This is a genomic window from Chryseobacterium sp. 2987, assembly GCF_031456375.1.
In the GTDB taxonomy this organism is placed as follows: Bacteria; Bacteroidota; Bacteroidia; order Flavobacteriales; family Weeksellaceae; genus Chryseobacterium; species Chryseobacterium vaccae.
Genome location: NZ_JAVDUN010000004.1, coordinates 1 through 14,609 on the forward strand (window position 1 = coordinate 1; position 14,609 = coordinate 14,609).

Annotated in this window: 9 protein-coding genes; 4 read left to right on the plus strand and 5 right to left on the minus strand. The window is 40.2% G+C overall.

The features are described from left to right. Positions 1–157: 157 nt before the first annotated feature. The 3 genes from J2Y40_RS12755 to katG form a co-directional block, all read right to left on the minus strand. On the minus strand, positions 158–3,457 hold the full coding sequence (locus J2Y40_RS12755; RefSeq protein ID WP_309999327.1) for a hypothetical protein: 3,300 nt from the start codon (positions 3,455–3,457) through the stop codon (positions 158–160). Positions 3,458–3,466: 9 nt separating this feature from the next. After that, positions 3,467–5,011, minus strand: coding sequence for a T9SS type A sorting domain-containing protein (locus J2Y40_RS12760; RefSeq protein WP_309999329.1), 1,545 nt, complete (start codon positions 5,009–5,011; stop codon positions 3,467–3,469). A 322-nt stretch (positions 5,012–5,333) separates the two neighbouring features. Beyond that, positions 5,334–7,610 (minus strand): catalase/peroxidase HPI, encoded by a 2,277-nt coding sequence (gene katG, locus J2Y40_RS12765; RefSeq protein ID WP_309999331.1) that lies wholly within the window; start codon positions 7,608–7,610, stop codon positions 5,334–5,336. A gap of 348 nt (positions 7,611–7,958) precedes the next feature. Between katG and J2Y40_RS12770 the strand changes: the two genes are divergently transcribed. Continuing rightward, positions 7,959–8,420, plus strand: coding sequence for a heme-binding domain-containing protein (locus tag J2Y40_RS12770; RefSeq protein ID WP_153395309.1), 462 nt, complete (start codon positions 7,959–7,961; stop codon positions 8,418–8,420). 11 nt (positions 8,421–8,431) lie between these two features. Then, complete coding sequence (locus tag J2Y40_RS12775; protein ID WP_153395310.1) at positions 8,432–8,845, plus strand: thiol-disulfide oxidoreductase DCC family protein; 414 nt, start codon at positions 8,432–8,434, stop codon at positions 8,843–8,845. Positions 8,846–9,031: 186 nt separating this feature from the next. Here the strand turns inward: J2Y40_RS12775 and J2Y40_RS12780 are convergent, their stop codons facing one another. Next, the gene (locus J2Y40_RS12780; RefSeq protein ID WP_153395312.1) at positions 9,032–10,465 is read right to left on the minus strand and encodes an alpha-amylase; all 1,434 of its coding nucleotides are present in this window, start codon (positions 10,463–10,465) and stop codon (positions 9,032–9,034) included. Positions 10,466–10,643: 178 nt separating this feature from the next. On the opposite strand from J2Y40_RS12780, the gene J2Y40_RS12785 reads away from it, so the two are divergent. Both J2Y40_RS12785 and murA read left to right on the plus strand, forming a co-directional pair. Continuing rightward, positions 10,644–11,306, plus strand: a complete 663-nt coding sequence (locus tag J2Y40_RS12785; protein ID WP_309999335.1) for a DUF4290 domain-containing protein — start codon at positions 10,644–10,646, stop codon at positions 11,304–11,306. Continuing rightward, the gene (gene murA / locus J2Y40_RS12790; protein ID WP_153395316.1) at positions 11,306–12,613 is read left to right on the plus strand and encodes a UDP-N-acetylglucosamine 1-carboxyvinyltransferase; all 1,308 of its coding nucleotides are present in this window, start codon (positions 11,306–11,308) and stop codon (positions 12,611–12,613) included. Before J2Y40_RS12785 ends, murA begins: the two co-directional genes overlap by 1 nt. Positions 12,614–12,687: 74 nt before the next feature. Here the strand turns inward: murA and J2Y40_RS12795 are convergent, their stop codons facing one another. Continuing rightward, positions 12,688–14,607 carry a DUF2207 domain-containing protein gene (locus J2Y40_RS12795; protein ID WP_309999338.1) on the minus strand — a complete coding sequence of 640 codons (1,920 nt, stop codon included), beginning with the start codon at positions 14,605–14,607 and terminating at the stop codon, positions 12,688–12,690. Positions 14,608–14,609 lie beyond the last annotated feature (2 nt).

Consider the following 14,609-nt stretch of genomic DNA (forward strand, 5'->3'; position numbering starts at 1 on the left):
ACATACTGAACGGTTTCTAATGTTTTGGAAGGCTGGGTTCCGTTATAATCAAGGTAGGTCTTGGACTGGACGTAATTTTCTGTATCGGTAAGCTGAGCCTGGGCTATACCTGAGAGCAGCAGGGTACCTATCGGGAATATGTATTTTTTCATCGTTCTTAGTTTTTATAGTGGTATTGGTATTCTTTAATGATTCTGCCGCTCGGGTTGTGTTCTCTTACTTCTTTCAGCCTGTTCGCCGTATCATACAGGTATACTTCCCGGATTCCCGAAGGTGGTGTGATGCTTTTCACCCCGATTAATGGATCGTAGCTGTAAGTGGTGATCTGATAGCCGGATAATGAAGCATGAGTTCTGAAACTGTCCAGTGCCGCCAAGAGGTTCAGCTCAGCCTGTTCTGCCGATACGCCCTGAGGGGGAATATTGTCATTGTCTGACGAGGTGATGATACCGGTCACTAAAGAGGATGGAATATCGGTGTATTTAATGCCTTCTATTTTAGCGATCGGCTGGGTACTGTTATATCCCCAAATGATGGCGGTGGAAATTCCGTCTTTGGTGGTGTACTGTAACGGATTTCCTTTGGTATCATATTTATCATAGCTAGCATCTGTCGCTAAAGTATTAGTCTGAATATCCAGTGACTGCACAGAACTTGGGAATAAATGGGAAGGATCATTATACAGGGTTTCCGCCCTGGAAACGGTTTTATTATTTTTCTTCATTTCGGTTTCCAGAGGAGTACTGATCTGATTCGCTGTAATAAGGCGCTGATTTCCTTTTTCATAGGCATATTTATAGATGCTTTCCTGGGTTGTGCCATCTGCCAGCTGTGTTTTCTGCGAAATCAGATTGATCGGGCTGTTGATATTCGTGTCTGAATAATTGTAATCCGTTACCGTTTCTATGGTTTTATTGTTCTGGAAGTATTCCTTTTCCCGGGTCTGTTTTAATTCAACCTTGCCTCCATAAATTTTTATCGGGTTGTAATTAAACAGCTGCAGAGCCGGCACTGTAACATTAGGTGAATGTGAATGAAACTTCACAATATCAAAATCTGCTCCGAAAGCAATCTCATCAGCGGTTTCCGGAACATATCCTGAAAGGCTGTTCTTAATATTGCTGAAGGCATAGGTACTGGATTGTTCCTTTAAAACAGCGGAACCTTTTCTGATCACTGTTTTAATGGGAAGTCCCATTTTCCATTCATTGTAAGGGTCAGAATTCATGGCAAAGATGCTGGTCCCTCCTTCAGAAGCATTCGTAAAGAAGTGATCTACTTCTCCCAGGTCATTCTGTTCCGTTACTTTGGAATAGGTCACAATATCGGAAGAATTATAACTGATATACGAGTTTCCGGACGATGAAATTCTAAAATTTTCAACAATTACATCGTTTCCGGACATTTCAGGTATTGCCGGATCTGGTCTCAGGATTCTGTAAAAAGGACTGCTGAAATGGAATTTCCTGCGTAATGCTCCTGAGGAATTGTATAAGAACCTTCTGGTATTGCTTACGTTGGAGGCATCCACATCTTCAATCTGTTTTATTCTTAATCCTCCAACCGGTTTTTCTGTATTGTTGGTAATCATCTGATCATACGTCATCGAAATACTTACACTACAGCTGCATTCATTGACTCTTCTTAAAGTGAGTTTAATGGGCGTTAATGTCGGAATGATATCATACTGAACTCCGTTTCGGCTCATTGTCTTACCACCCTGGCCCTGCACAGACCAGCTGCCGGTACAGCTGCCCAGAGGTCCCTCATAATCAGGATCCATCCCGACAGGAGGAAAGCCGCTTGTATCATTAATACCGTTATAACATCCGTTGGCAAAGCCTACTTTGATTTTAACATTCATTTTATCCTGAAAATCAGCAGGAGTGAAGGTATGGAACATCTCCTTCGTTTCGTAATACTGATTAGCAGGGTTCTCAACCTCCATATAATCACTGATTAGGGTGGTAACGTAGCTAATCTGAGGGAATAGTCCTACAGAGGTGGTCACCACAGAGTTGCTTTCATATTCTAGTTTTCTTTCTCCTCCTGTCGGATATTTTATTTTCGTCAGAACCCCCATTTGAGCGTAAAGCGAGTTGGTATACCGGTCTCTCCCCGTAGGAATATTACTGATTGAATAAGCCGAAATCCCGTCTACATACCTTGGAATGCTGGTATTGGAGACCATGGTAGAATTAAAATATCCCCAATAATCATCACTATTGCCGTTTCTTGGCGGAAGGGCATAGCCGTCATTATAGGTGAATTCATAAAAGTTGTTCTCCAGGTTATTTTTTACCCTGTGCAATTTTAAGCGGTAATCTACATGGGTTTTTACATTGCTATCAGATTCAAAATAGCTGTATATAAAGGAAAAATCCCTGATAATCTTCCCGGCTTTATTTTTTACGATGATCCTTTTTAAGGCTACAGCCCCGGTATTGGAGTTCAGGTCTTTCCGGAACTGGCTGTCATCAGTAGTCATTTCTCCCTGATCCCCGCTGTACAGGAAATTAACTTCTCCATCCTGGAAGGTAATTTTGGTAATTAACTGTTCTGCATTATTTTCAGTGCTCTGAACGCTGGGCGGGTTTTCTTCCATAAATCCGTCTTCATAGACATAATAGGGAATAACCACATTCTTCAGCAGGTTCTTCGTCTCGTATTTTGTCTTTTCAATATAGCCCTGATTTTTATTGTACTCAAAACTGATTATATTATTTTTGTAGGTCTTCAGGTTATCTAACAGATAAAGATTGCTGGAGGTTTCTGCAAAGCTTCCGAGGCGGCGTGACATCACCATATTTTTAGGGCTTAATGCGAAAATATTTCCCTTGTTGTCAGTTACATTGATGGAAGAGATATCTGCCGAAATTTTCAGGTCTTCATGAGGAATGGTATAGCCTTTTCCTGCATTGACAATAAAGCTCCCTCCGGCTCCCGGTAAAGAGTAGCTGTACAGATCCGGCTTTGAATCTATGAGGTTATTATAGAACAGATCACTGGCATTATCGCTCAGATCATACGGGCTGTTGGAATAATAATTATGGGCTTCGGTATAATTTTTAAAATAAATCCCGGCTTTTTCATCATCCATTCCTTCAATGGATCTCATTACCCTGTTGGGAATACTTAAGGACCAGCCCAGACCCGCTGAACTTGCGATTTCATTTTGCTTAACGCCTCCTGTATTGTATTTTAAGCTGATTGGGATACTCAAACCATCTACCTGAATGGTATAGATAGGAATGTCAATATTGACCTGTCCTTTAAAATAATCCACAGGGATGTTATCTACTTTGCCAAATGAATAGGCATCAGGACTTGTTGGAAATGACAGGATCTGTTTAGGTGCTGATCCGGTTGACTGGCCTATTCCGGCCTGTCCGTAGACCAGTGCCCCTAAAAAAACAGGGACAAGGCCCAGGGCTTTTATATAATTAGTTTTCTTCATAATTAGTTTTTATTTTTTGATCAGTTTTGCGCTGGCTGTTTTATTCGTATCGGTTTTAATCACGACCAGGTAAGCCCCCTGAACCAATGCTTGGGTATTGATCTTGGTTACTTTATTCTTGGTTTTTACATTCTGAAGCTGCCTTCCTCCCATGTCATACACCAGAATATCTGCATTCTGGAATTGCATACCTATTTCTATGTAGGCATAATCAGATACAGGGTTTGGGTAGATCTTGATATCTTGTTTCTGGATCAGCTTATCGATCTGGCTGTCGCCAAGCTTCACAATCTTCCAGTTCTCTTTTCCGAGTTCCTCTGCACTGGTGCCGGCAAGGATGATCGAGCCATCTCTGTTGAGTTTAATATCCGAAAGCCTTTCTTCTTTCTTCCTGTTTTCTCCGGAGATGTGTTTTCTCCACTGTTCGTTGCCCTCCTGATCCAGATACAGCATCCAGAACGTTTCATCATCTTTTTCTATTCTCCCTTCTGCCTGGGTGTAACCGCCAAGTAATATTCCTTTGGACGTTTTATCATCCGCTGAATGAATCACACTCATCCCCATCAGAATATCCCTGTTTTTAAAGTTGTAGGATTTCTGCCACTGTTCTTCTCCTCTTTCATTTAAAGCGACAAGCCATAAATCGGTTCCTTCTTCTATACCTACGATTTTGTTTCCGGATCTTTCGGATCGGGATTCTCCGCCAATAAGATAGCCGCTGGATGTTAAAGCCAACGTTCTTAAATGATCATCACCTTTTCCTCCATAGTTCTTTTCCCATTCTACTTTGCCGTTTTTATCAAGCTTTATAATCCAGTAATCGCCTTCGCCGGAATTCTCCGTTTTCTTGTTTCCTCCAATTGAGCTTCGTGAATAAATCCCTATTAGGACACCGCCGTCTTTTGTCGGGATCATTTTCTCTACTTCATCTAATCCTTTTCCGCCTAAGATTACTTGCGAAAGTTCTTTCCCATTTTTATCCAGTCTGATGATCCAGGCATCTTTAGAGCCATAACCTTTGGAAGAGTTCTGAACATTACCTGCCACAAAGAATCCTAAATCTGTAGTCTGAACTACTGCTTTGGCTTCTTCATCGGAAGCAGTCCCTAAAGTTTTCTGCCATAATTCATCCCCGAACTCATTTAATCTTACCAGCCAGATATCGGATCCGCCTTTGGATTCCTCTTTTTTATCGAGACCTTTTCCTGAATACGAAGTTCCGGCAATAAGGAAACCACCTTCCTGGGTAGAAACTGAAGCGGAAAGATAATCGTGGTTTTGTCCTGAAAGGTATTTTTCCCAGACCTGCTCTCCCTGCTGGTTGAGTTTAACCAAGTGGAAATCGTAGCCGTTGTTTTGCTTGTTAGCAGCTGGCTGTTGGCTTTTTGTCTGGATGGAACTTCCGGTAATCAGATACTGCTGATCGATGGTGGTGGTAATCTGGCTTAGGAAATCCTGCGTGGAGGATTTGAGGTCTTTCTGCCATAAGACTTCCTGCGCAGAGAAAGTAAGAACGGCACATACAGTCAGAGCACCTGCATACATTTTTCTCATGTATTCATGTTTTTAAGTTAATATTAGTCTTTATTATTTCCCGCCGCAAATTTAACATTTTTTTAAGACAGCAGAATTCTTTAAACGAGACTTTATATCATTTATTTTGTTTTTCTTTTTATTTTTTTCATAAGAGAATCTAGATTATTCTCTTTCAGGCAAAGCTATAGCCTCAAAGCGACAGAACTTGTCGTATTATATTTCATTTTGATAAAAAAACAGTTTCTCAAAATACGTTCATTTTCCTATTCTATTTTAACAAAAATACCCCTGACCGAATGGCCAGGGGCATTGTATAACATCATCTCCGGTAGACAGATCTTTATTTCAGATCAAATCTGTCCAGATTCATTATTTTAGTCCATGCAGCGACGAAATCTTTTACAAATTTTTCCTGAGCATCTGCACTTCCATATACTTCAGCAATAGCTCTCAGTTCGGAATTGGAACCGAAAACCAAATCTGCACGGGTAGCTGTCCATCTTTTCTCTCCAGTAGACCGGTCGCTTCCTTCATAAAGTTCATTATCCGTGGAAACTGATTTCCACTGCGTTTTCATATCCAAAAGATTCACAAAGAAATCGTTGGTCAGTACACCTGGTCTGTTGGTGAAAATTCCGTGTTTTGATCCGTCAAAATTGGTATCTAAAGCACGCATACCTCCGATCAGTACGGTAAGTTCCGGTGCAGTAAGCGTCAAGAGCTGTGCTTTGTCTATCAGTAAAGACTCCGTAGGTACTGAGAATTTTCTTTTCAGATAATTACGGAAACCATCAGCGGCTGGCTCCAAATAGCCCATGGATTCTACATCCGTCTGTTCCTGTGAAGCATCTGCTCTTCCCGGAGCAAACGGAACTTTAAAATTATATCCGGCAGCCTTCACTGCTTTTTCTACCGCAGCACTTCCTGCTAAAACAATAAGGTCAGCAATTGATATTTTTTTCCCTCCGTTTTGAGCGTCATTGAATTCTTTCTGAATATTTTCCAATCCACTTAAAACATGTTGCAGCTGGGAAGGATTATTAGCTGCCCAATATCTTTGAGGTGCTAATCTTATTCTTGCTCCATTGGCTCCGCCACGTTTGTCGCTTCCTCTGAAGGTAGATGCAGATGCCCAGGCTGTAGATACCAGCTCAGAAACATTCAGTCCGGAATTTAAAATCTTTTCTTTCAAATTTTCAACATCTGATTCATTAACCAGTTCATGATCTACATCCGGAAGAGGGTCCTGCCAGATCAGTTCTTCAGCAGGTACATCCGGTCCCAGGTATCTTGATTTGGGTCCCATATCTCTATGGGTAAGTTTAAACCATGCTCTTGCAAAAGCATCTGCAAAAGCGTCTGGATTTTCATAAAAATGTCTTGAAATTTTTTCATAAACAGGATCAAGTTTTAATGAAAGATCCGTTGTCAGCATGGTTGGTCTGTGTTTTTTAGAAGGATCGAATGCATCAGGAATAATCTCAGCTCCGTTTTTGGCTACCCATTGATGGGCTCCTGCAGGGCTCTTAGTTAGTTCCCATTCATTTTCAAACAGATTTTTAAAGAAGTAATTGCTCCATTCGGTAGGAGTTTCGGTCCAGGTTACTTCTAAACCGCTGGAAATTGCGTCTCTGCCGCTTCCGGACTTATAGGAACTGTTCCATCCTAATCCCTGAAGTTCAATTCCGGCAGCTTCCGGTTCTTTTCCTACATGATCTGCGGGGCCTGCCCCGTGCGTTTTTCCAAAGGTATGTCCGCCTGCAATCAAAGCAACGGTTTCTTCATCATTCATCGCCATACGTCCGAAAGTATCACGAATATCTTTAGCTGCGGCAATCGGATCAGGATTACCGTCCGGTCCTTCAGGATTTACATAGATAAGCCCCATTTGTACGGCAGCTAATGGTTTTTCAAGATTACGGGAATGAAGATCACCATCTGCGTTGTCGTCCGTAGGAAGAACACCGTGATGCTCTACAACTCCTTCAGAACCGTGGGCATAACGAAGATCACCTCCCAGCCATGTTTTTTCCGATCCCCAATATACATCAGCATCCGGCTCCCATACATCTTCACGGCCTCCTGCAAATCCGAATGTTTTAAAGCCCATGGATTCCAGAGCTACATTTCCGGTAAGGATCAGAAGATCTGCCCAGGAAATATTTTTCCCGTATTTCTGCTTAATCGGCCATAAAAGTCTTCTGGCTTTATCCAGACTTACATTATCCGGCCAGCTGTTTAACGGAGCAAAACGCTGCTGTCCGGCACCGGCACCACCTCTTCCGTCTCCTACACGATACGTTCCCGCACTATGCCAGGCCATACGGATGAATAAAGGCCCGTAATGTCCAAAATCTGCCGGCCACCAATCCTGAGAATCAGTCATTAAGGCATGAAGGTCTTTTTTTACCGCTTCCAGATCAAGGTTTTTAAATGCTTCTGCATAATCAAAATCATTTTCCATAGGGTTTGACAGGGATGAATGCTGACGCAGAAGATCTACTCTCAACTGGTTAGGCCACCAATCCTGATTCTGGGTTCCCCCACCGGCTACACTCTGTTTCATGGTTCCGTTATGGAACGGGCATTTACTGATGTCATTCAAATCTTTTTCCATTGTCGTTTAAATTTTATGTTGATTAATACCGTTTAATATTCTATATTCTCTGTTGTAAGAACATGACAAACTTACAACGCTTATTCAATAAACACAATCTATTAATTTTAATTTAAATGATAGTTAAAAACTATAATAATTCAGAAATTACTGATTCATCAACTGCTCTTCCTGCAAAAGACATAATCATGCAATTAAGTTAGTTAATTTTTAAAAACATCTGTATAAAAAGCAACAGTGAATTATCATATTTAGAATGATTCAAATGAATTTTTCTTATTTAAATTAAAAATAAAGACTGTTTCATAAAATTTGATTATTTTTATAGGAAACAAGCATGAAATTGATATGAAAAAAATACTTGTTATCTTACTCGTTGCCTTTATCATGATCCAGTTTTTTCCGATTGATAAAACCAATCCGCCACCCACTCCCGGCATGGATTTTCTGAATATCAAAAAAACACCGGAAGCTACTGCAAAGATCATCAGAACGTCCTGTTATGACTGCCATTCCAATGAAACACAATACCCTTGGTATTCCAGTATTTCTCCGGTCTCATGGTTTGTTAAAAATCATATTGATGAGGGCCGGAAACATCTTAATTTTTCTACCTTTGCAGTATATGAATCCAAGCAGCAGCTTCACAAACTGGAAGAATGCATAGAAATGGTTGAGAAAAAGGAAATGCCGCTGGAATCTTATTACATAGGGCATCAGAATGCAAAGCTAACGGATGAACAGCGCAGGCAGTTGGCTGAATATTTCAAAAAAACAAAAGAAGACACAGAAATTAAGACTTCATTTTAAAATCAATCATCATGCAGGAGATCTGGGAAGATAAACATATTGTATTTTTTGACGGAGATTGCGGTGTCTGCAATTTCTGGGTACAATGGATCCTGGAAAGAGACCGGAAAGACCAGTTTATGTTTGCGTCCCTGCAGTCTGATTTCGGACAGAAATTCTTATCTGAACGAGGATTGAAGACGAAAGTGTTCAATACTTTATACCTATGGAAACCCAAACAGTATTATCTTATCAAATCCCGTGCAGTACTGAAGATAGCCAATATATTGGGGGGAATATACAAGCTGTCTGCTATCGGAAAAATATTCCCTGCATTTCTAAGTGATAAAGCCTATGATCTGGTATCCAGAAACAGAATGAAGCTCGCCAATCAAAAGTGTTTTCTTCCGGATGCGCATCAGAAGAAAAAATTTATTGAGGTGTGATAGTATTTTTCGCAGCATAGATTATTACTTTTTGTTTCCCACAGATCTCACGGATTTCACAGATCTTGGTGGATATTTTTTCTCGCAGATTTCGCGGATTTTTTGTTTGAAATTCAATATTAGATATAAAAAAGGATAAAGTAATTGACCTTATCCCTTTTTAATTTTACGATATTTGGATTGTTATTATTGATTCAGTGACCACACTGAATAACTATTCGGAGGGCATTGGATTTTCACCCATTTATCGCCCTGTGTAGTCGGATACCAGCTTGAATGGCCGGTAAAGTCTTTGATCTGCTGGCTGCTCCAGTTGGTTTCCACCCATCTTTCCTGCCAGCTTGATGAACTGTTGATATAAACAACCAGCCCGGGATTTCCATTGTAACCGTTTCGTCTGGCAATGTATTCATCATTATCTGTGTACAGGATGGATGTGGTTCCGGTTGCTTTGTTATTGTGGATCCAGATCAGGTTATTGAGCCTTTCTTTATTCAGCCATTCTTCATAATCCCTGTAGAAAACAGTCGGATAGCCTTCATGAGTGAGAATATAGGCATAGGCAGGCATTTTGTTATAAATAATGTCTGTATCGTGATTGGCGACAAAGGTTACTGCTTTGTACGGGTTTCTTTTCCACATCATATCATCGTTCAGCACGTTTAAGTTGCCGTTGTCGAAGGCTTCATCCATTTTATAATAGGCCGCGAAATCAAACACGGAACTGTTGGCATTATTCGCCCACCATTCTAAGGTATTAACATTGGAATCCCAAAGCTCTCCTACCGAAAATCCGCCTACATTTGTATTCCAGCTATTGACCACCCAAGGTCCGAAGCCTTTCACATAATCAAACCTCCAACCATCAAATTTCATTACATTTTTATAATATTTCCCTACAGAATCGTCTCTTCCCCACAGCCAGTCCTGTACATAAGGATTGGCATGGCACAGATCCGGAAATCCCCCGAAAGCACCTTCATCATTATTTCCATATGAATTTTTGTAGAAATCGTTATAGCTTCTTTTAAATTTTCCGGAGGAAATTCCTGAAAAATCAGTCCAGGTATTGGTTCCGGTAAACGGATTGGCTTCAGACTGACCGCCGCTGTTGTGGTTGATTACGATATCTGCATATACCTGCATATTTTCAGCGTGAGCTTTTGTAATCAATGCTTCCAGTTCTGTTCTTGATCCGAAACGGGTTTCTACACTTCCATTCTGACTGAAATTTCCAAAATCATAATAATCTGTAGGATCATAGCCCATAGAATAGGCTCCGTTCTGAGCTTTTGATGCAGGAGGAAGCCATACGGCACCGATACCGGCATTGGACCAGTCGGTAAGTTTATTTTTAACCGTATCCCACCAAGTACCTCCGGCAGGAACATCCCAATAGAATCCCTGCATCAGTACGCTGCCTCCCGGACCCGCTATAAATTTTCCTGCTGTGGAACTGCTGCCTGTGCTGAAAGGCCTTCCGTCGTGATTCGTTACATTAACTGTTTTATCGTGTACTTCTGCTTTACGCAGATCTTCACCAACAGGTTCATCAATGGTCTGACAGGAATTGATCAACGTCAAAGCCAGTACAGAAAGGAAGAAATGTGTTTTTTTCATACTTATATTTTGTTTAATAATCTGATAACTAAATTACAATTTTATTAAACAAAATCTATGAAATGTGAAATATTTTCGAATTCATTCAAGAAAAGCGAGGCTACAATTTTCATTAAAAAATCATAAACTTTTAAGATTTTCAAAGCAATTTTTCTTTTAATCCATATATTTGCATACTATGGAATACAATACCCAAAAAACCCAGCTTCATATGCCGGAATATGGCAGAATTATACAACAGCTGGTTGAACGCTGCAAAGAACTCCCTACCAAAGAGGAAAGGAGCGAAATGGCAATGGCCATCATTGATTTTATGGGTCAGAGAAACCCTCAACTCCGTGACGAAGAAAATTATAAACATAAACTTTGGGATCATCTTTTTATTTTGGCAGAATATGATCTGGATGTAGAATCGCCTTATCCGTTTCCTACCAGGGAACAGCTTGCTGAAAAACCTAAAAGAATGGAGTATCCTAAACTTCAGGGAGATTTCAAATTTTATGGAAAAAGTATCCTTCAACTGATTGATAAAGCCATTGAACTGGAAGCAGGTGATGAGAAAGAAGCCCTGATTGAAGTGATTGCCAACAATATGAAGAAGTCCTATAACGTCTATAATAAGGAACACGTAACGGACGATGTTATTTTCCGCCACCTGAAAGAGCTGTCTGAAAACAGGCTGGACCTTACCGGAATAGAATCTCTTGAGAAAAGTAAGATCTATTATACCAATAACAACAGCAGGAACAACAAAAACAGCAATAGCAATAACAACAACAATAATAAAAACCAGACCAATAAAAGAAGGCATAACAATAACAATCATAAAAACAGAAAGTAATGAGTGGGACATTTCAGATACGAGGAGGAAAAAGACTGCAGGGAGAAATAACTCCACAAGGAGCCAAAAACGAAGCTCTACAGATTTTATGTGCGGTTCTGTTAACTGATGAAGAAGTAAGAATCAAAAATATTCCGGACATTCATGATGTCAACAGGCTGATCGAAATTTTGGGAGATTTTGGAGTAAAAGTGACTAAAAATGGCCACGGTGATTATACTTTCAAAGCAGATCAGGTTAATTTTGATTACATTAAATCTAATGAATTCAAAAAAGACGGAGCTAAACTGAGAGGATCCATCATGCTGATGGGGCCTATGCTTGCCCGTTATGGTGAAGCTTATATGCCAACCCCCGGAGGAGACAAAATCGGAAGAAGAAGACTGGACACCCACTTTCAGGGGCTTGTAGAACTGGGTGCTGAATTCAGCTATGATGAGGAAGAATATTTCTACTCATTAAAAGCGAAGGAATTAAGAGGAAAGTTCATCCTTCTGGAAGAGGCTTCTGTAACAGGAACTGCCAATATTGTAATGGCTGCAGCTCTTGCCAAAGGAAAAACAAGAATCTATAATGCCGCCTGTGAGCCCTATCTTCAGCAGTTGTGTAAAATGCTGAACAGAATGGGTGCTAATATTTCGGGAATCGGCTCTAACCTTCTTACTATTGAAGGTGTGGATTACCTGCGTGGAACGGAACACACGATGCTTCCGGATATGGTGGAGATCGGATCATGGATTGGCCTTGCTGCCATGACTAAATCTGAAATCACGATTAAAAATGTAAACTGGAACCAGCTCGGTGTTATTCCGAATACCTTCAGAAAATTGGGAATTCAGCTTGAACAAAGCAACGACGATATTTATATTCCGGCTCAGGAAAATTATAAAATTCAGAAATTTATTGACGGATCTATCCTTACTATTTCGGATGCTCCATGGCCGGGATTTACGCCTGACCTGCTGTCCATTATTCTGGTTGTTGCTACCCAGGCCAAAGGAAGTATTCTGGTGCACCAGAAAATGTTCGAATCAAGATTATTCTTTGTGGATAAACTGATTGATATGGGAGCACAAATTATTTTATGTGATCCGCACAGAGCTACCGTTATCGGATTGAACCAGGAAACTCCGTTAAGAGGAACAACCATGGTTTCCCCGGATATCAGAGCAGGAAACGCCCTTCTTATCGCAGCTCTTTCTGCAGAAGGAAAATCTATCATCCACAATATTGAGCAAATCGACAGAGGTTACGAAAATATCGACGGAAGATTGAAAGCCATTGGTGCTGATATCGAAAGAATCTAATTGCCTTTAAGTAAGCATAGAAAAAGCGTTCAAAATTAATTTTTGAACGCTTTTTATTTTATAGTAACCCCGGCTTACCAGCCTCCGCCACCTCCTCCGCCGCCACCGCCACCGGAGAATCCTCCGCCACCGGAACCGCTTCCTGAACTGGAAGGCTGGGTAGAGGTAGATTGTATAGACTGAGTAAGGCTTGAATTCAAAGTGCTGGCAAAAGCATAATGGTTCATCGTTCCGCCATAATACCAGTTATTCTGGTATTCAGTAGATGTATTTTTTAAAACGTCATCAAATTTTTCACCCCAGATCTCATCAACGCCTAATACCATTGCAAATGGAAGAAGGGTTTCAAAAACCTGTGGAGTCATCTGAGGAGGATTATGGAATTTCAGCTGTTCATTTTCCGCGGCACCCATATACATTTTGAACCCATCGATCAGCGATTTTTTTCTCAGCTTTTCTTCTGAAGGTCTTTTTATCAGATACTGATAGATCAGTAAAGCAACAAATGTGAGGGTCAGGAACAGGTAGCATACATTGAAATTATTGCTTTCTACGGCATCATGCCCCTTATAAATCATAAATAAAGCTCCGAGGAATATATTAAACGGAATCGGTACCAGAAAGATCCAGTAAAGTCTTTTCGCTGTAAAAGCCGCAATAATGAATACGACTAAAAGAACAATATAAACAACTCCTCCAATCAGTAATTTTTCAATTTCAGGATAAATCATATAGCTCAGAACTAATCCAATACCATATACTATAGAACTTATAATCCATGGCAGAATTAACTTTGAAGTATTATTTCCCTCTTTCAGAAAGTTATCATTCTGAAATTTAAGGGTTTCTTTAAAATTACGAACCGCTTTTTCAATTTTAGAATTGTATTTTCCATCGAATGTAACCGAATTTTTATACTCTGAAAAAAGACTGTTCATCAGGTTGATCTCCTCTTTCGGAAGCGTTTCATCCGGCTCTTTTAATTTATCTAAAGTAAATTTTTTCGTTTTGAACATCCCTAATATTCCGGAATCCTCTTCTTCCACAATCTTAATATATCCTTTTACTGCAAGGCTGACAATAGCCGCTGTAAGGTATTTATTACTGAAACTTTCAGATTTGATATAGCCCATTGTAGCGGGAGACATATTTTCAGGAACGTTGAATTGCGGATACACGGTAGGTTTTTCAGGATCAATCCCATACTTCCTCCAGGTGGTATAATAATAAAAGATCAATCCGATAAATACGATAAAACCACCAATCAGAATGCCGTATACTTCAAGGAAAGTAGGTGGCGGAGGCGGAATCATCACTCCTTTTTTAAATCCGACCGCTACGGTAAGTCCTTCATTGGCCTTCAAACCGGAAGCACTCCATTCTATTGAATTTTCCGAAAGAACTTTAGCGGTACAGTTTTGGGAAGTACTGCCATAGGCTCCCGTATAACAGGAATTCTGAATAATTCCGGCCCCCTCGGGAAGCGTAACTTTAGCAGAGATTGAATCTACGTCAAAATCCCAATAAGTCCCGTTTACATTCCAGTAAAGCTCGTCATAACGGTCAAAGAAGCCAATCTGGTTCTTTACTTTATATTTTATTTCATAATCATAGGTTCCGGGATCAAGAATGACATCCTTGTTTCCAAAATATATTTCCAGATAATCATTTGAAATTTTCTCATGGTAATTTTCATCTGCTCCATTCTTTTTGACAGAGACAATATCATATTGTACCTTATGCCTTCTGTTATTGAGATGTCTGGATAAAGGCAAAGAACGGAATATCCCTCTTTTGATTTTGTCTCCCAGACTATATGCTTTGATATGTTCTGTAACGGTAACTCCAGACTTTTTATCCACTTCAATATCCGAGTGGAATGAAATAATCTTCTCCGGTCCGGCAATGGCCATCTGATCTTCCCTACCCATTTCATTCTGGGCAAAAGCGATGAAAAAAAACGAAATAAAGAAAAGCTGTAACAACTTTTTCATTT

What these genes read in the sequence shown, in the direction of transcription:
- J2Y40_RS12785 (WP_309999335.1), top strand. Translation starts at nt 10,644, where the DNA reads ATGGAATACAATACCCAAAAAACCCAGCTTCATATGCCGGAATATGGC.
- J2Y40_RS12780 (WP_153395312.1), bottom strand. Translation starts at nt 10,465, where the DNA reads ATGAAAAAAACACATTTCTTCCTTTCTGTACTGGCTTTGACGTTGATC.
- J2Y40_RS12795 (WP_309999338.1), bottom strand. Translation starts at nt 14,607, where the DNA reads ATGAAAAAGTTGTTACAGCTTTTCTTTATTTCGTTTTTTTTCATCGCT.
- murA (WP_153395316.1), top strand. Translation starts at nt 11,306, where the DNA reads ATGAGTGGGACATTTCAGATACGAGGAGGAAAAAGACTGCAGGGAGAA.
- J2Y40_RS12775 (WP_153395310.1), top strand. Translation starts at nt 8,432, where the DNA reads ATGCAGGAGATCTGGGAAGATAAACATATTGTATTTTTTGACGGAGAT.
- J2Y40_RS12760 (WP_309999329.1), bottom strand. Translation starts at nt 5,011, where the DNA reads ATGAGAAAAATGTATGCAGGTGCTCTGACTGTATGTGCCGTTCTTACT.
- J2Y40_RS12755 (WP_309999327.1), bottom strand. Translation starts at nt 3,457, where the DNA reads ATGAAGAAAACTAATTATATAAAAGCCCTGGGCCTTGTCCCTGTTTTT.
- J2Y40_RS12770 (WP_153395309.1), top strand. Translation starts at nt 7,959, where the DNA reads ATGAAAAAAATACTTGTTATCTTACTCGTTGCCTTTATCATGATCCAG.
- katG (WP_309999331.1), bottom strand. Translation starts at nt 7,610, where the DNA reads ATGGAAAAAGATTTGAATGACATCAGTAAATGCCCGTTCCATAACGGA.